Raw genomic sequence first — 16,681 nt, forward strand, 5'->3', positions numbered from 1 at the left:
CCCGGCAGGGCCCCCGCTCGCCAGAGCTTCTCGTGCAGGGCCTTCCTCAGCACTCCGGGAGATACGCCTTTCATGGCACCGTCCGCAACGCGTCACGACATCCGCAACGTCGCCATCGTCGCCCATGTCGACCACGGCAAGACCACCATCGTCGACGGCATGCTCAAGCAGGCCGGCGCCTTCGCCGCCCACCAGCTCGACCAGGTCGACGACCGCATGATGGACTCGAACGACCTGGAGCGTGAGAAGGGCATCACGATCCTCGCCAAGAACACGGCGGTGAAGTACCACCCCAAGGACGGCGGGGAGCCCATCACGATCAACATCATCGACACCCCCGGCCACGCCGACTTCGGCGGCGAGGTCGAGCGCGGTCTGTCGATGGTCGACGGCGTCGTGCTGCTGGTGGACGCCTCCGAGGGCCCGCTGCCGCAGACCCGCTTCGTGCTGCGCAAGGCGCTGCAGCAGCGGCTGCCGATCATCCTCTGCATCAACAAGACGGACCGGCCCGACGCCCGCATCGACGAGGTCGTCAACGAGACCTACGACCTCTTCCTCGACCTGGACGCCGACGAGGAGCAGATCGAGTTCCCGATCGTCTACGCCTGCGGCCGTGACGGCGTCGCTTCGCTGACCAAGCCCGAGGACGGCACGGTCCCCGCCGACTCCGACTCCCTCGAGCCGTTCTTCTCGACGATCCTCGAGCACATCCCCGCCCCCACCTACGAGGAGGGCGCCCCGCTCCAGGCCCACGTCACCAACCTCGACGCCGACAACTTCCTCGGCCGCATCGCCCTGCTCCGCGTCCACCAGGGCGAGCTGAAGAAGGGGCAGACCGTCGCCTGGATGAAGCGTGACGGCTCCGTGCAGAACGTCCGCATCTCCGAGCTGATGATGACCGAGGCGCTCACCCGCAAGCCGGCCGAGAAGGCCGGCCCCGGTGACATCTGCGCGGTCGCGGGCATCCCCGACATCATGATCGGCGAGACGCTGGCCGACCCGGAGAACCCGGTCGCCCTGCCCCTGATCACGGTCGACGAGCCGGCGATCTCCATGACCATCGGCACCAACACCTCCCCGCTGGTCGGCCGCGGCGGCACCGGCAAGGGCGCCGACAACAAGGCGGCCGTCAAGGACCGCAAGGTCACCGCCCGCCAGGTCAAGGACCGCCTGGACCGCGAACTGATCGGCAACGTCTCGCTCCGCGTCCTGGAGACCGACCGCCCCGACGCCTGGGAGGTGCAGGGCCGCGGCGAGCTGGCGCTGGCCATCCTGGTCGAGCAGATGCGCCGTGAGGGCTTCGAGCTCACCATCGGCAAGCCGCAGGTGGTCACCAAGGAGGTCGACGGCAAGGTCTACGAGCCGGTCGAGCGCATGACCATCGACGTCCCCGAGGAGCACATGGGCGCGGTCACGCAGCTCATGGGCGTCCGCAAGGGCCGCATGGACAACATGTCCAACCACGGCTCCGGCTGGGTGCGCATGGAGTTCGTGGTCCCCTCCCGCGGTCTGATCGGCTTCCGTACCGAGTTCCTGACCCAGACCCGCGGCACCGGCATCGCCCACTCCATCCACGAGGGCCACGAGCCCTGGTTCGGCACGCTGACCACCCGCAACAACGGCTCGCTGGTCGCCGACCGCGCCGGTGCGGTCACCGCGTTCGCGATGACCAACCTGCAGGAGCGCGGCGTGCTCTTCGTCGAGCCCGGCACCGAGGTGTACGAGGGCATGATCGTCGGTGAGAACTCCCGCTCCGACGACATGGACGTCAACATCACCAAGGAGAAGAAGCTCACCAACATGCGGTCGTCCACGGCCGACGTGGCCGAGTCGATCGTGCCGCCGCGCAAGCTGTCGCTGGAGCAGTCCCTGGAGTTCTGCCGTGACGACGAGTGCGTGGAGGTCACCCCGGAGGCCGTCCGCATCCGCAAGGTGAACCTGGACGCCCGCGAGCGCGCCCGCGCCGCGAGCCGCGCCAAACACGGCTGACGCCACCGCACCGGTACACGGCACCGGACACCCCGGCGAGGGGGGTCCGGTGCCGTTCGCGTACCCGGACCGGGCACGAAGCGAGGCCCCGCCGCACTGCCCCGGGCAGGGCGGTCCGGGTACGGGAAGGCGACGGGAGGAGGATAGGGAAAACCCTTGATGACGAGCTGATCAGGCCGAATCGGCTCGTATACGCACTACCCTGCTCCCGGAACGGCGCGTCCGCGCCCGGAGGTTCCCGGTCGGCGAGGCCCGCCACCGTGGTCGCGCCGGCTCGGCGGGCTCAGCGCCCGGTCGCCCCTCAGGGGCACCCTGCACGCCGGGCAGTCCGGCGCCATCGGTTTTCCCGGCGGAACGTCCGACATGCGGACACCGGTCACCGGTAGATGTGTAACAAGTCCGTTTCGCAGGGATCTTTCGCCAAACCGTTTGTCCGGATTTTGGAAGATGTAGGACACAGCTGTGATCGAACCGAAACCTCGGGGGTGTGGCTCAGTCGTGGCGCATGGCAGATAGTTAGGCGCGTAGAGCTCGGCTGAACAGGTCATGCGCTGACGGCGCCGACTTACGAGCGCGGGGCACCTGATGATCTCGGACACCGGCGACGGGCGGTGGACGGTGACGCGTCGCGTGCTCTTCTTTGTGGTGAACCAATGGACTCATGAGGAGGAACCCATGCGCGGTGCCAGGAGCGCCAAGTGGGTCGCGGGGGCGATAGTGGTCGCCCTGGCCGCCACCGCCTGCGGCGGCGGCGACGGTGGCAGCGAGGGCAAGAGCAAGGGCTCGGGCCCTGAGGGCTATGTCTCGATCGACGTGGGCGAGCCGCAGAAGCCGCTGATCCCGTCAGACACCAACGAGACCAACGGCGCGTATGTCATCCAGTCCCTGTTCACCCCGCTGATCGATTTCGACGCCAAGGGCGAAATCGTCTACATGAACGCCGAGTCGATCACCACCGAGGACTCGAAGACCTGGACGGTCAAGCTCAAGAAGGGCTGGAAGTTCCACAACGGCGAGGACGTCACCTCCAAGTCGTACATCGACGCCTGGAACTGGAACGCCAACATCAAGAACAACCAGCAGAACGCCTTCTGGTTCCAGGACATCAAGGGCTACGACGACGTCCACCCGGCGAAGGGTGAGCCGAAGGCCGACGCCATGTCCGGTCTGAAGGCCGTGGACGACCACACCTTCACGATCGAGCTGAAGTACACGATGCCGTACTTCAACTACAAGCTGGGCTACGCGACCTGGGCGCCGCTGCCCAAGGTCTTCCACGACGACCCGAAGGCCTTCGGCCAGAAGCCGATCGGCAACGGTCCCTACACCTTCGAGAAGTGGGACCACAAGAAGCTCATCCAGGTCAAGGCCTGGGACGAGTACCAGGGCTCGAACAAGGCCAAGAACAAGGGCGTCCAGTTCAAGGCCTACACGACGCTCGAGGCCGCCTACAAGGACGTCGTCTCCGGCAACCTGGACATGATCCGCCAGGTCGGCCCGACGGACCTGCCGAAGTACAAGCAGGACCTGGGTGACGGGGCCATCGAGCAGCCGTACGCGGCCATCCAGTCGCTGAACCCGGCGTTCTACTCGAAGACCTTCAAGGACATCGACCCGAAGGTCCTGCAGGGCCTGTCGATGGCGATCGACCGCGAGACGATCACCAAGACGGTTCTGAACAACACCCGTACGCCGGCCAAGGGTTTCACGCCGCCGGGAGTCAAGGGCTTCCAAAACCTGGACACCGACGTCTTCACGTACAACCCGGAGAAGGCCAAGCAGCTCATCAAGGAGGGCGGCGGCGTTCCGGGCAACAAGTTCACCATTCAGTACAACACTGACGGTGGGCACAAGGAGTGGGTGACCGCCGTCTGCGAGTCCATCCGCAAGGCCACGGGCGTCGACTGCGTCGGTGACCCCAAGCCCGACTTCGCCACGGACCTCGAGGCCCGTGACAACGACCAGGTGAAGGGCATGTACCGCGGCGGCTGGGTCGCCGACTACCCGATCAACGCCAACTTCATGAAGGAGCTCTACCACACCACCGCCGAGGCCAACAACGGTCGCTTCTCCAACAAGGAGATCGACACGCTGATGAACAAGGCCGACCAGGCCAAGACCCTCGACGAGTCGGTGAAGGCCTTCCAGGAGGTCGAAAAGAAGCTGGTCGAGCACATGCCGGCCATTCCGCTCTGGTACTACCGCATCAACGGTGGTCACGGTAAGAACGTCGACAACGTCAACGTCGACTTCCACGGTGACCTCGAGGTCTGGGCCGTCACGACGAAGTAGTCGAGCCCCTGGGTCTCATCCCCAACTTGGCCGTTGACCCACCGCCGCCGCGAGGCGCGGTGGAAGGTTGCACGGGGCCGCCCCCTGGATCAGGAGGCGGCCCCGGTACCTGTAGTAACCCCTCACGGAGGCACCTATGGGGCGCTATGTCGCACGACGACTGCTCCAGATGATCCCGGTGTTCATCGGGTCGACTTTGCTCATCTTCTGCATGATGTACGCCCTGCCCGGGGATCCCGTCCGGGCGATGATGGGGGATCAGGCATACGACCCGACGGTGGTCGCGAACATCAAGAAGGACCTCGGACTGGATCAGCCGCTCATCCAGCAGTACGTGAACTACATGACGGGGCTGCTCCAGGGTGACTTCGGCACCCAGATCGCCAGCCAGCGACCGATCGCGGACATCATCGCGGACGCGTTCCCGGTGACGATCCGGCTGACGATCTTCGCTTTCACCTTCGTCGCGCTGGTGGGCATCGGTCTCGGTGTCGTGGCCGGTCTGAAGCCGGACACGCTGCGCGACCGTGGACTGCTCACCCTGACGCTGGTGCTCGTCTCGATGCCGTCCTTCGTGCTGGGCTTCCTGCTGCAGTACCTGCTCGCCTTCAAGTGGTCCGTCACCACCCCCACGGTGACGGACTCGATGAACTTCTCCCAGCTCGCGCTCCCCGCCACCGTGCTGGCGTCGCTGTCGCTCGCGTACGTCGCCCGGTTGACCCGCACGTCGATCGCGGAGAACCTCCGCTCCGACTACATCCGTACCGCCGTGGCCAAGGGCCTGCCTCGCCGCCGCATCATCGGCGTCCACCTGATGCGCAATTCGCTGATCCCCGTGGTCACCTTCCTCGGTATCGAGATCGGCAGCTTGATGACCGGCGCCATCGTGACCGAGGGCATCTTCAACGTGCGAGGTATCGGTATCGAGATTTACGAGGCGCTCACCAGGCGGGAGGGTGCCACGGTCGTGGGCATCGCGTCGCTGATGGTGCTCGTCTACCTCGTTGCCAGCTTGATCGTCGACCTGCTCTACGCGGTCCTGGACCCGAGGATCCGGTATGCCTGACAAGACCGCTGAAAAGGTCGCGACCGCGACCGGCGAGCCGATCGCCGCCGTCGTGCCCACGGACGCCGGACCCGCTCCGGCCAAGGCGCGCAGCCTCTGGTCCGACGCCTGGCACGATCTGCGGCGCAACCCGCTGTTCCTCATATCGAGCGTCCTGATCGTGTTCCTGCTGGTGATGGCGATCTGGCCGGGCCTGTTCACCAGCGCTTCGCCGCGTGACGCCGACCTGGCCAAGCACTACCTGGGCAAGCCGAACTGGGGCCACTTCTTCGCCCCCGACTGGCTGGGCTACGACGTCCAGGGGCGGTCGATCTACGCGCGGGTGGTGTACGGCGCCCGTGCGTCCATCGCCGTCGGCCTCGGGGTGACCGTCTGCGTCACGGTTCTCGGCACCGTCATCGGCATGGTGGCCGGCTACTTCGGCGGCTGGGTCGACGCGCTGCTCTCGCGGATGACCGACATCTTCCTGGGCATCCCGTTCCTGCTCGGCGCCCTGGTGGTGCTGAACTCGTTCACGGACCGCACCGTCATCGTCGTCATCCTGGCCCTCGCCTTCCTGGGGTGGACGCAGATCGCCCGTGTCGCCCGCGGCTCGGTGATCACCATCAAGCAGGCCGACTACGTGGTGGCGGCCAAGGCACTGGGGGCGTCGACCTCCCGCATCCTGATCCGTCACGTCCTGCCCAACGCGCTCGCGCCCATCATCGTCGTGGCGACCATCGCGCTCGGCGGTTACATCGCGGCCGAGGCGACCCTGTCCTTCCTGGGCGTGGGTCTCGGTGACACCGCGGTGTCCTGGGGCGGCGACGTGGCGCGAGGGCGTGAGCAACTCCGTATCGCTCCGCACACTCTGATCATTCCCTCGGTGATGGTCTCGATCACGGTGCTCTCGTTCCTTATGTTCGGCGATGCGGTACGCAACGCCCTCGACCCCAAGCTGCGCTGAGGGAGGCGTACACGTGACCACCATCGACACATCGTCCGGCGTCCTCGACCTCGACGGCTCGGACGACTACGCCGGACCGCTGCTCGAAGTCCGTGACCTGCATGTGGAGTTCAGGACCCGGGACGGCGTCGCCAAGGCCGTGAACGGTGTCAACTACACCGTCAGCGCCGGCGAGACCCTCGCCGTACTCGGCGAGTCGGGCTCCGGCAAGTCCGTGACCGCGCAGACGATCATGGGGATCCTGGACATGCCGCCGGGCCATGTCTCCAAGGGAGAGATCCTCTTCCGCGGGCAGGACATGCTCAAGATGTCGGGTGAGGAGCGGCGCAGGATCCGGGGCCGGAAGATCGCCATGATCTTCCAGGACGCGCTCTCCTCACTCAACCCGGTGCTCTCCGTGGGCTACCAGCTCGGCGAGATGTTCCGCGTGCACCTGGGCATGTCCAAGAAGGACGCCAAGGCCAAGGCCATCGAGCTGATGGACAAGGTCAAGATCCCTGCTGCCGCGGCGCGGGTCAACGACTACCCCCACCAGTTCTCCGGCGGTATGCGTCAGCGCATCATGATCGCGATGGCGCTCGCTCTGGAGCCGGACCTGATCATCGCGGACGAGCCCACCACCGCACTCGACGTGACGGTCCAGGCCCAGGTCATGGATCTGCTCGCCGAGCTCCAACGCGAGTACCACATGGGTCTGATCCTGATCACCCACGATCTCGGCGTCGTCGCCGACGTGGCGGACAAGATCGCTGTGATGTACGCGGGCCGGATCGTCGAGACCGCGCCCGTGCACGAGTTGTACAAGCGTCCGGCCCACCCTTACACCAAGGGCCTGCTCGACTCGATCCCGCGCCTGGACCAGAAGGGCCAGGAGCTGTACGCGATCAAGGGCCTGCCGCCCAACCTCACCCGGATTCCGAGTGGTTGCGCTTTCAACCCGCGTTGCCCGATGGCCCAGGACGTCTGCCGCACGGACGTCCCACCGCTGTTCCCGGTGACCGAGCGGGACGGCGGCGAACTGGCCGGGCGCGGCAGTGCCTGCCACTTCTGGAAGGAGACGATCCATGGCTGAGCTGAGCAAGAGCAACGAGCCGGCGGACGCCACTCCGAACGTCTCCGACGTCGAGGTGGTGGAAGCGGCCGTCGAGTCGGAGGCGGTCGCCGCGCTCGACGCCCCCGTCGAGCGGGGTGAGCCGATCCTTCAGGTACGCAACCTGGTCAAGCACTTCCCGCTGACCCGGGGCGTCCTGTTCAAGAAGCAGGTCGGTGCGGTCAAGGCTGTCGACGGAATCAGCTTCGACCTGTATCAGGGCGAGACTCTCGGCATCGTGGGCGAGTCCGGTTGCGGCAAGTCCACGGTGGCCAAGCTGCTGATGATGCTGGAGACGGCCACGGCCGGCGAGATCTTCTACAAGGGCCAGGATGTCACCCGGCTGTCGGGGCGTGCGCTCAAGGCGGTGCGCCGCAACATCCAGATGGTCTTCCAGGACCCGTACACCTCGCTCAACCCCCGTATGACGGTGGGTGACATCATCGGTGAGCCCTTCGACATCCACCCCGAGGTGGCGCCGAAGGGCGACCGGCGCAAGCGCGTGCAGGAACTCCTCGACGTGGTCGGTCTGAACCCCGAGTACATCAACCGTTACCCGCACCAGTTCTCCGGCGGTCAGCGTCAGCGCATCGGTATCGCGCGCGGTCTGGCCCTGAACCCCGAGATCATCATCTGCGACGAGCCGGTCTCCGCGCTGGACGTCTCGGTCCAGGCACAGGTCATCAACCTGATGGAGCGGCTGCAGGACGAGTTCAACCTCTCCTACATCTTCATCGCGCACGACCTGTCGATCGTCCGTCACATCTCCGACCGGGTGGGGGTGATGTACCTGGGAAAGATCGCGGAAATCGGTACCGACACCCAGATCTACGATCACCCGACTCACCCGTACACCCAGGCGCTCCTTTCCGCGGTGCCGGTCCCGGACCCCGAGGTTCGCGAGCACCGCGAGCGGATCATCCTCACCGGCGACGTTCCTTCCCCGGCCAACCCGCCCTCGGGCTGCCGTTTCCGGACGCGCTGCTGGAAAGCCCAGGAGAAGTGCGCCGAGGAGGTGCCCCTGCTGGCGATCCCCGAGCGCTTCAAGTCGACCGATTCCCCGGCGGCCCATGAGTCGGCGTGCCACTTCGCGGAGGAGAAGGACGTGGTCCACGCGGCCTGATCCGACACAGTGCCCTGGCCGGTTCCCGGTGCCTCCCCAGGCGCGGGGAACCGGCCGTTTTCGTGCCACTTCCCCCGTCTGATCGATAATGGCTTTGTCCGGATCTGCGAACGCCAGGGCGTCCTCATCCTGGCCGACCGTGCCTATGCGGGCGCCGGCCCCTGGGTCACCACCGGACGCAAACGACCGTCCGGCAGGCAACTGACCCCGACTCAGCAGACGATCGACCGGGCCCTCGCCGCCTCCCGAGCACCCGTCGAACGCGGCATGGCACGACTCAAGTCCTGGCGAATCTTCCGAAGATCGCGATGCAGCCCGAACCGCATGACGTCAATCGCCAAGGCCATCCTCACCCTGGAGCGCTCGCGGCCCCAAATGACCTGCGTGACCTGGCCGGCGCGCTGCGGGACGTGCTCCGCATCCGAAACCAGGGCGACCGGGGCTGTCAGCTGGGACAAATTAGGAGATGCGGCCCATTATGTAGGCGGTGCCTACCCTATCTTCCTCGGGTGAGTCCGCCTGGATCGCGAGACTCGGCCCGGCCGTGGTGAAGTCGAACCCGTTCGTCATCGGCTGCGTGCAGTCGACGCGCTTAGCTGTCTTGGCGGCGCCTGAGACGACCGTGAAGGTGACCGTGCCCTCCCCTGCGCACGCCACCTCCACCCGCAGGGCCGTGCCCGACTTGATGGTTTCGTCCAGGTTCTCTCCGGGCACCGCGAGGGAACCGGCCGAGACCAAGCCCGCCTCATCCGACTCCAGGCGATCCGCCATGTTGAGCAAGTCGCGAGCTTCCATGTCCAACTGCTCCCTGCCGGACTGGGAGGGCGGCTGAGCTGTGGGAGCCGCGGCGGAGCTCCCCGCCTTCTCGGACTGCGAAGCCTTGGACACCGTAGGCGAGTCAGAGCAAGCGGATGCCATACCGGTAATCAGCGCGACGGCAGTCAGAGCATGTCGGCAACGCCTGAAAACGTGCCACCTCCAACGGATGAAAAGTGGCCCGTCTGAACCGTCTGGCTCGTTGAGCCAGGCAGGGAGGAAGGGTGATCAGCGTGGAGGACTGGGCGGAGATCCGCCGGTTGCACCGGTCCGAGGGCATGCCGATCAGAGCGATTGCTCGGAAGCTCGGGATCTCGCGGACGACGGTGCGGCGGGCGGTGTCCAGTGACCGGCCGCCGAAGTACGAGCGGGCCTCGAAGGGATCGGTCGTGGATGAGGTCGAGCCGAGGATCAGGGAACTGCTCGAGGTCTGGCCGGACATGCCGGCAACGGTGGTGGCCGAGCGGATTGGCTGGCAGCGGGGGATGACGGTCCTGCGGGACCGGCTGCGGGACCTGCGCCGGGACTATGTTCCGGCGGACCCGGCGTCCAGGACGGCTTATGAGCCGGGTGAGCTGGTCCAGTGCGATCTGTGGTTCCCGTCGGCGGAGATTCCGCTGGGGTTCGGGCAGACCGGCAGCCCACCGGTCCTGGTGATGGTCAGCGGTTACTCGCGCTGGATCATGGCGAGGATGCTGCCGACCCGGTCGGCTGCGGATCTGATCGCGGGGCACTGGCGGCTGCTGTCAGGGCTCGGAGCGGTTCCCAGGGCTTTGGTCTGGGACAACGAGGGTGCGGTCGGTTCCTGGCGGGGCGGGCGGCCGCGGCTGACGGAGGACTTCGCCGCGTTCGCCGGACTGCTGGGAATCCGGATCATCCAGTGCCGTCCGGGTGATCCGGAGGCGAAGGGCCTGGTCGAGCGGGCCAACGGCTATCTGGAGACCTCGTTCCTGCCCGGGCGGGTGTTCGCCTCGCCGACCGACTTCAACATTCAGCTGGAGGACTGGCTGCGGCGGGCGAACCGCCGGGTCCACCGCACTCTGCAGGCGCGTCCCGTCGACCGCATCGACGCGGATCGGGCGGGGATGCTGCCCTTGCCGCCGGTCGATCCGCCGGGCTGGTGGCGCACGTCGCTGCGGCTGCCGCGCGACCACTACGTCCGTGTCGACACCTGCGACTACTCCGTCCACCCTCTCGCCATCGGCCGCCGGATCGAGGTCAAGGCCGGCCTGGACGAGGTCCTGGTGTTCTGCGAGGGCACCGAGGTCGCCCGGCACGTCCGCTGCTGGGCCCGCCACCAGAGCATCACCGACCCCGCCCACTCCGCGGCGGCCGGCGCCGCCCGCCTGGCGGCCTGCAAGGAACCCGCCGCCGACGACGGTGAGGTCGAGGTCGAACAGCGGTCGCTGGACACCTACGACCGGATCTTCGGCGTCATCGAGGGCGGCCTCGGCAAGGAGGAGGAGATCGCATGACCACCACCACGGCCACCTCGTCAGGCCGGGACGTCACCTCCGAACTGGCCTATCTGACCCGGGTCCTCAAAGCCCCGGCCCTGCGGGAGGCAGCCTCCCGGCTGGCGGAGCGGGCGAAGGCCGAGCAGTGGGGCTTCGAGGAGTATCTGGCGGCCTGTCTGCAGCGGGAGGTCGCCGCCCGCGACGCGCACGGCGCCGAGAGCCGCATCCGCGCGGCCCGGTTCCCTTCCCGCAAGTCGCTCGAGGACTTCGACTTCGAGCACCAGCGGTCGGTGAAACGGGAGACGATCACCCACCTGGGCACCCTCGACTTCGTCGCGGGCAAGGAGAACGTGATCTTCCTCGGCCCGCCCGGCACGGGCAAGACGCACCTGGCCACGGGTCTGGGGATCCGGGCCTGTCAGGCCGGTCACCGGGTCGCGTTCGCGACCGCCGCCGAGTGGGTCGCCCGCCTCGCGAAGGCCCACGAGACCGGCCGCCTGGACGACGAGCTGGTCCGGCTCGGCCGGATCCCGCTGATCATCGTCGACGAGGTCGGCTACATCCCCTTCGAGCCCGAGGCCGCGAACCTGTTCTTCCAGTTCATCTCGGGCCGCTACGAGCGGGCCTCGGTCATCGTGACCAGCAACAAACCCTTCGGCCGCTGGGGCGAGGTCTTCGGCGACGACACCGTCGCCGCCGCCATGATCGACCGCCTCGTCCACCACGCCGAAGTCGTCTCCCTCAAGGGAGACAGCTACCGCATGCGCGGCCGCGACCTCGGACGGGTCCCCGCCGCCAACACCAGGGAATGACCAACATCAACTGACAAGCGGTCCACTTTTCATCCGCTGCCTCTGGTCCACGATTGCGCCGTTACCGACAAGAGCACTGCCAGTGCGGCGAGTGAAGCGGTACAAAGGGTCCCCCGAAGTGCAGTCAGAAGCCAAGTAAACGTGCAGAGCAAGGTGATCATCCTGTGTGGACACCCGCGTCACCTCGGCAATCTGGGCATCGGCACCAGATTGGTACACAGGTTTGACGCGTTTCCCCCGCAAGAGGCGGTTCCCTGGTGGCCGCAAACATTCCGAAGGCCGCGGCGATGTGGGCAAGGAGGTGCGGCGGGAGCTCGCAGCGGCACTCACCCTCACGGTGACGATGAGCATCGTGGCCCACTCGACCAGGGCGTGAGGCTTCGACCACTCCCTCAACAGTCACGGGGGCCTCATGCGTTGCGGCCCGCCCCCGCCAACAGCCCCGTCACCCGATCGGTGGCCAAGCTGAAAAGGCTCATTGAACCTCTTTCATCCTGTGCTGGCGGGTGAAACGGGCTGGTCAGCTGGTGTGGTGACGAGGCAGGGCCCCTCGTCGTTGGTGTGGTGATTCCACTCAGCACACCGGCGACCGAAGGGGCCCTGTTGGTTTCCGTATCCTGCCACGCTCGACGTCCCGCACGAGCTCGTCGAGCATGTCTCGTGGCTGCTGTACGAGCACCGCCGGACCCGCAACACCCGCTGGCGCAAGCTCGGCTGCTTCGACCAGGCACTGCTCACGCTGGTCCACCTACGCAAGAACGAGACGTTCGCCCAGCTCGGCGCCGGGTTCGGGATATCGCAGGCCACCGCCTGGCGGTACGTCGACGAAGCCCTGGAGGTGCTGGCTGCCTGGGCTCCCGGCCTTCATGAAGCCCTCACCGGTCTCGGTGAGGGCGACCATGTCGTCGTTGACGGCACTCTGATCCCCATCGACCGCGTCCGCGCGGACGAACCGTACTACTCGATGAAACACCGCAAGCACGGCATGAACGTGCAGGTCATCGCCCGCCCCGACGGCACCCCGCTGTGGTTCTCCCGCGCAACGCCGGGCAGAACCCATGACCTGACCGCGGCCCGGGCCCACGGCATCGTGCAAGCCTGCCTCACCCGGCAGATCCTTGTCCTGGCCGACCGCGCCTACCAGGGTGCCGGCGCCACCTTCCGCACCCCCTACCACCACCACAGCGAACAGCCCGAGCACTACCAGCAGTTCAACCGCAACCACGCCCGACTGAGAGCCCCCGGCGAACGCGCCTTCGTCCGACTCAAGTCCTGGCACATCATACGCAGAGCACGCTGCTCGACCCGCCGTATCAGCCGCACCGTCCAAGCCATCCACGTACTACTGACCTGCGACTATTCAGGATGAAAGAGGTTCAGTGAGGGCGGCTGTAGTCAAAATGATGCGTTGAATCCAGTGGGCGACCTCCTTTACAGAGAGTGGAAAATCCCCTGCGATCCTCACCAGGAAGATGGAGGACGTCCCAGTGAAAAGGCGCAGTTTCGCCAGTGTAGTCGGTCCCTCACACAGGCGATCGTAGCTTCGGGCTGGCGTTCGAACTTGTGAGGTTTTTCTTGCACCCCATCGCTCAATAGTTTCCTCTAATGGCTTGCCATCTTGTATGGCGAAGCTCACTCCTCACCGGAGCGATGGCGCAATCAGAAAGCCCATCGGATCCGGTAAACGGTCAAGCGATCGATTTCAAGGAATGAAGATGGCGAGTGAACGTGCCAGTTCTTCCAGGTCAGCAGCAGCGTGCATGATCCTGGCAACGTCTTCGGTGGCCGTCCAGACAACTACATCCGCTTCATGTTCAGTTACTTGCCACGCATATCGCACACAGGCCAGTACATGCGGCGAATCTTCCTGAGTTACGTACCGGAACGTTGTCATACCCTCGCCCAGGTATTCGGAGCGAAAGGGCTTCACCACAGGTGGCTCCACGGCGTTCGGGTCGTCTGCCTCGGTCAGAGCGCGCAGGGTCGGGTAGCGCGGTTCTTTCGCCGGGCCGATTGCTGCGCAGACCGGGAGCGGGACATCTGTTGGATGGTCAAGATGTAGAAACAGCCAGTGGTCCGACCCGGGAGGGCAGAAGGATTTGGCGCAACGCGCCAGGGTATTACCTACGAACTCCACGCCCCTGGGGCCTGGATCGAGTTCTCGATCCGCCCACAGGTCCTCGGCCCGTTCCAAACACCAGGATTTGATGTCATCCCATTCCTCGAAGGGAGCTGAGGCGCCTGACCGTGGAGGGATAATTACCCATGGGTAGGGGTCGACGTATTCAATGTCGATGATTGGCCAGAAAACGCTGCTCATTCAACCCTCCAGCGAAAGGTTGCCATAACTGCATCAAACCACTCGACGAGAACCTCTGCCAGTTCATCTCTCGGGTCCCCTCCTCCGACCGTCGAGAAGGCGGCCACGAGCCACCGGGCAGGATCCCCGGGGATAGATGCGATGTACTCGACACGGCGAGAGGCAACCTCTACTCCATGGTTGGAATCTGCCTCTGCCATGAACTCACGCCGGACAGCGACTGCACCGTCGACCTCACCAGAACTGAGATCAGCGTTCAAACCCTCTCGGGATAGCAATTGAACCACCAGATCAGTGGGATTTGCGTACGTTGCTCCCCGTTCTCTTTCCGGTAGGGTAGTTTCCGTCACGAGAATTGACGCGCCGAGGTTAAATTCTTGATCACCCATAGGCTTCACCGGAATATATAGATCGAGTCCGTTTCTCTGCTGAGCCTGGACAACGGAGTTTCGAAGTCGTTTCGCGATTTCCTTTTTGTAAGGTTCGATCTTGTCCGGGGGTGCGTCTTTCGGAATGCGCGAGAACACGTCCGCGAGGATGCGGTTGACAGCTTCTTCTGTGCCCTGACGTAGAGGTACTTGAGACCATTGGGAAGGTAGCAAAAGGCGGTAACCTCTCGCAGGCTTGCTAATTTCATCCGCCGCAGCGGTCTGCTCAGTGGTCATGAACGGACTTCCTGCGGTCGAGGTAGTGAATTCCTGCCAACCCGCCAAGGCTCGCGGCCACCCCCAGCCAGAGGATCCACTCACCTTGGAACAGCGCGAACGCCAACGCGTAGAGCAGGTAGAACGTCAGCGCGATTCTGAGGAACATCCGCTCACCGGACAGTGTCTCCCAGTCGGCCGGGCGGTGTGCCAGCCAGAGGAGAACCACCGGTGTGACAGAACACAGGGCCCACTCCCAGGTGGGCATGGGTAGCAACTCTTCCCCGAAGATGTCCCCGGTGAAGGGGCCGGCCAGCACGCGGAAGACGGCCAGGACGAAGACCACCTTGACGCCTGCGACGCCGTATGGGAGCCAAGGAACCGCTTGGTCTGCTGCTCTGGTCTACGAGGTTCTTTCATCGATCGGAACTCCTTCACCATTAGGACCCTACGGGCGCGGTCATGCGGTCCTTCATTCTTCTGTAACCATCATTGATCAAGGAGTCCGCGCCCTTGTCCGCTACGTCCAATCCAGTGGAAACAGCCCATGAGCCCTGGACCACGTCTTTGTGGCGCTGAGCTTGACTGGCGTTGGAGGCGAGTTCGGCGCTGTCCGGGTACGTGTCACGCCATTTTCTAATGTCCTTCACCTGCTGGGCAAGGTTCCTGTCGCCGATGGCGCTGGTCTTTTCCCGCGCGGTGATCTGAGGCATCTCGGAATCGCGCACCTCATCGGCGGCACGCTTCCCTGCAGTGCGGTTCTCGCCCTCTAGGCGCAACCGTTTGGCTCGGGCGCGCTCGCGGTTCTTCCGTGATGTACCGCCGCGCCTTCTTTCCGCTCTGGCCGCAGTTTTCCGAGCCCCTGCGTTGGTCTGGGCGGCCTGCGCGGTAGACTTTTGTTTAGCTAGACCAGCTGCTGTCTTGCGCGAATTTTGCTGCAAAGCTTTGACGGCCTTCGCCGCCTTCAATCCGTTACGCGCCAATTTTAGTGCACCAAGGTCCATCACCACGTCGAACCAAGACCCGTTTCCGGTGACGGCCTGTGTGATGTGGATAGCCGCAACGACAACGGTGAGGGCAAACGCAATCACGCCCACGGCAGGGAAGAACATAGCCACGACGCCGACAAGAGTTGCCACCTTGCTGGCCCATTCAGCGATTTCTCCCAGCCAGTCTGCGTCAGCCACCCAGCCCTTGATATCGTTCCACCAGTCTGTCCTTCATGTCGTCATCGATGGACGACCTAATTTTGCTGGCAAAGTGACCGGAGCGTTCCTGGTAGCCCTCCTCTGCCGAGTTAAGGCGATTACGGGCGTCCTCGAGGTCTTCCTTGGCCTGTTTAAGGACCGGGTCTTCGTCGGATCTGCCTCCCTCGTCTTTCTTTTTGTTGTCAGAGGATTGATCGTCGCTCTTGGAGCGGATTTCAATGGACCGTTGGGCGTCCTGGGCATCACTGAGTGCCTTGTCCGCCTTCTTTTGAAATTCCTCCAGCTCATCAGCCCAGTTGGATAGGTGTCCCTTTACCTCGCGATAGCGATCTTCTGCTAGATCGAGTTTGCGTCCCAGCCCACGGGCGTTCTCGGCCAGTTCGTCGGCATATTTACCTTTCAGGTTGTCGGCATCCGCCATGGCGGTAAGCGCCTCCGCCTGAGTGCGTAAATACTCGGCGATCTTTTTCATGTGCTTGACCTGTTCGCGGATCTCAATTGGATCGCCAGGTACTGGGTCGCTCTCGCGTAGTGGATGCCAGTCCTTAGGCCTTGCCATTATTTGTCCCTCAGGGGCTGTATGAAGTAATCAGATGAAGTCGTTACTTGTCTTTTTTCTTGCCGGTTTTGGCCAACTCGTCGTCAAGCCCTTGGAAAGCTTCGCGTGTCGCCTCAACCATCTTTCCAACGTTCTCCAACGACTCAAGTAGACGCTTCCTGTTGTCATCCCAGTTGTCGATGAAGTCCGTCATGGCGCTCTTGAGTTCAGTGGCCCCGACTGCGGAGGTGATCTCACCCTTCCACTCGCCGAGGTTGCTGAATTCCTTTTGAATTGCTTTGAGTTGCTTTGCGGACTTCCTCAGAAGTGCAAGATCGACGGTCAAGTCTGCCATGTAGAGGATTCCAAGCTGCCCGGAG

At 64.6% G+C, this 16,681-nt stretch carries 15 protein-coding genes and 2 pseudogenes; 10 read left to right on the forward strand and 7 right to left on the reverse strand.

What is annotated here, in order from left to right:
* Window positions 1-72: 72 nt before the first annotated feature.
* The 7 genes and pseudogenes from typA to ACWH4W_RS11035 all read left to right on the forward strand — a co-directional run.
* On the forward strand, window positions 73-1,989 hold the full coding sequence (gene typA / locus ACWH4W_RS11005; protein ID WP_473075581.1) for a translational GTPase TypA: 1,917 nt from the start codon (window positions 73-75) through the stop codon (window positions 1,987-1,989).
* Between the two features lie 675 nt (window positions 1,990-2,664).
* The gene (locus tag ACWH4W_RS11010) at window positions 2,665-4,281 is read left to right on the forward strand and encodes a peptide ABC transporter substrate-binding protein (RefSeq protein WP_473075582.1); all 1,617 of its coding nucleotides are present in this window, start codon (window positions 2,665-2,667) and stop codon (window positions 4,279-4,281) included.
* Between the two features lie 136 nt (window positions 4,282-4,417).
* Entirely contained in the window at window positions 4,418-5,347 is a 930-nt protein-coding gene (locus ACWH4W_RS11015; RefSeq protein ID WP_473075583.1) for an ABC transporter permease, read from the forward strand.
* Entirely contained in the window at window positions 5,340-6,293 is a 954-nt protein-coding gene (locus ACWH4W_RS11020; RefSeq protein ID WP_473075584.1) for an ABC transporter permease, read from the forward strand. The genes ACWH4W_RS11015 and ACWH4W_RS11020 overlap by 8 nt, the downstream gene beginning before the upstream one ends.
* A 13-nt stretch (window positions 6,294-6,306) precedes the next feature.
* Window positions 6,307-7,365 (forward strand): ABC transporter ATP-binding protein, encoded by a 1,059-nt coding sequence (locus ACWH4W_RS11025; protein ID WP_473075585.1) that lies wholly within the window; start codon window positions 6,307-6,309, stop codon window positions 7,363-7,365.
* Window positions 7,358-8,506 (forward strand): ABC transporter ATP-binding protein, encoded by a 1,149-nt coding sequence (locus tag ACWH4W_RS11030; RefSeq protein ID WP_473075586.1) that lies wholly within the window; start codon window positions 7,358-7,360, stop codon window positions 8,504-8,506. The genes ACWH4W_RS11025 and ACWH4W_RS11030 overlap by 8 nt, the downstream gene beginning before the upstream one ends.
* 96 nt (window positions 8,507-8,602) lie before the next feature.
* Window positions 8,603-8,875, forward strand: a pseudogene (locus tag ACWH4W_RS11035) (transposase family protein); the annotation flags it as partial.
* 90 nt (window positions 8,876-8,965) lie between these two features.
* On the opposite strand, the gene ACWH4W_RS11040 reads toward ACWH4W_RS11035, so the two are convergent.
* Window positions 8,966-9,301 (reverse strand): hypothetical protein, encoded by a 336-nt coding sequence (locus ACWH4W_RS11040; RefSeq protein WP_473075587.1) that lies wholly within the window; start codon window positions 9,299-9,301, stop codon window positions 8,966-8,968.
* A gap of 245 nt (window positions 9,302-9,546) precedes the next feature.
* Here ACWH4W_RS11040 and istA point away from each other — a divergent pair, with 245 nt between their 5' ends.
* The 3 genes and pseudogenes from istA (at window position 9,547) to ACWH4W_RS11055 (ending at window position 12,960) form a co-directional block, all read left to right on the forward strand.
* Entirely contained in the window at window positions 9,547-10,797 is a 1,251-nt protein-coding gene (gene istA, locus ACWH4W_RS11045) for an IS21 family transposase (RefSeq protein ID WP_473074291.1), read from the forward strand.
* Window positions 10,794-11,591 carry an IS21-like element helper ATPase IstB gene (istB, locus tag ACWH4W_RS11050; RefSeq protein ID WP_473074290.1) on the forward strand — a complete coding sequence of 266 codons (798 nt, stop codon included), beginning with the start codon at window positions 10,794-10,796 and terminating at the stop codon, window positions 11,589-11,591. The genes istA and istB overlap by 4 nt, the downstream gene beginning before the upstream one ends.
* 561 nt (window positions 11,592-12,152) lie before the next feature.
* Window positions 12,153-12,960, forward strand: a pseudogene (locus ACWH4W_RS11055) (IS5 family transposase).
* Window positions 12,961-13,293: 333 nt separating this feature from the next.
* On the opposite strand, the gene ACWH4W_RS11060 reads toward ACWH4W_RS11055, so the two are convergent.
* From ACWH4W_RS11060 to ACWH4W_RS11085, 6 genes are all read right to left on the reverse strand, one after another.
* A complete protein-coding gene (locus tag ACWH4W_RS11060; RefSeq protein ID WP_473075588.1) occupies window positions 13,294-13,911 on the reverse strand; it encodes a hypothetical protein in 618 nt (205 codons plus the stop codon).
* Complete coding sequence (locus ACWH4W_RS11065) at window positions 13,908-14,576, reverse strand: hypothetical protein (protein ID WP_473075589.1); 669 nt, start codon at window positions 14,574-14,576, stop codon at window positions 13,908-13,910. The genes ACWH4W_RS11060 and ACWH4W_RS11065 overlap by 4 nt, the downstream gene beginning before the upstream one ends.
* On the reverse strand, window positions 14,566-14,901 hold the full coding sequence (locus tag ACWH4W_RS11070; protein ID WP_473075590.1) for a hypothetical protein: 336 nt from the start codon (window positions 14,899-14,901) through the stop codon (window positions 14,566-14,568). The genes ACWH4W_RS11065 and ACWH4W_RS11070 overlap by 11 nt, the downstream gene beginning before the upstream one ends.
* Window positions 14,902-14,995: 94 nt before the next feature.
* On the reverse strand, window positions 14,996-15,742 hold the full coding sequence (locus ACWH4W_RS11075; protein WP_473075591.1) for a hypothetical protein: 747 nt from the start codon (window positions 15,740-15,742) through the stop codon (window positions 14,996-14,998).
* On the reverse strand, window positions 15,735-16,235 hold the full coding sequence (locus tag ACWH4W_RS11080; protein WP_473075592.1) for a hypothetical protein: 501 nt from the start codon (window positions 16,233-16,235) through the stop codon (window positions 15,735-15,737). Before ACWH4W_RS11080 ends, ACWH4W_RS11075 begins: the two co-directional genes overlap by 8 nt.
* A 130-nt stretch (window positions 16,236-16,365) precedes the next feature.
* Window positions 16,366-16,656, reverse strand: coding sequence for a hypothetical protein (locus ACWH4W_RS11085; protein WP_473075593.1), 291 nt, complete (start codon window positions 16,654-16,656; stop codon window positions 16,366-16,368).
* Window positions 16,657-16,681: the final 25 nt, after the last annotated feature.

Source organism: Streptomyces sp. DSM 120436, from assembly GCF_055778765.1.

Coding starts and splice junctions, on each gene's coding strand:
- ACWH4W_RS11030 (WP_473075586.1), top strand. CDS start 7,358: ATGGCTGAGCTGAGCAAGAGCAACGAGCCGGCGGACGCCACTCCGAAC.
- ACWH4W_RS11065 (WP_473075589.1), bottom strand. CDS start 14,576: ATGACCACTGAGCAGACCGCTGCGGCGGATGAAATTAGCAAGCCTGCG.
- ACWH4W_RS11060 (WP_473075588.1), bottom strand. CDS start 13,911: ATGAGCAGCGTTTTCTGGCCAATCATCGACATTGAATACGTCGACCCC.
- ACWH4W_RS11040 (WP_473075587.1), bottom strand. CDS start 9,301: ATGGAAGCTCGCGACTTGCTCAACATGGCGGATCGCCTGGAGTCGGAT.
- ACWH4W_RS11020 (WP_473075584.1), top strand. CDS start 5,340: ATGCCTGACAAGACCGCTGAAAAGGTCGCGACCGCGACCGGCGAGCCG.
- ACWH4W_RS11080 (WP_473075592.1), bottom strand. CDS start 16,235: ATGAAAAAGATCGCCGAGTATTTACGCACTCAGGCGGAGGCGCTTACC.
- typA (WP_473075581.1), top strand. CDS start 73: ATGGCACCGTCCGCAACGCGTCACGACATCCGCAACGTCGCCATCGTC.
- ACWH4W_RS11010 (WP_473075582.1), top strand. CDS start 2,665: ATGCGCGGTGCCAGGAGCGCCAAGTGGGTCGCGGGGGCGATAGTGGTC.
- istB (WP_473074290.1), top strand. CDS start 10,794: ATGACCACCACCACGGCCACCTCGTCAGGCCGGGACGTCACCTCCGAA.
- ACWH4W_RS11085 (WP_473075593.1), bottom strand. CDS start 16,656: ATGGCAGACTTGACCGTCGATCTTGCACTTCTGAGGAAGTCCGCAAAG.
- ACWH4W_RS11015 (WP_473075583.1), top strand. CDS start 4,418: ATGGGGCGCTATGTCGCACGACGACTGCTCCAGATGATCCCGGTGTTC.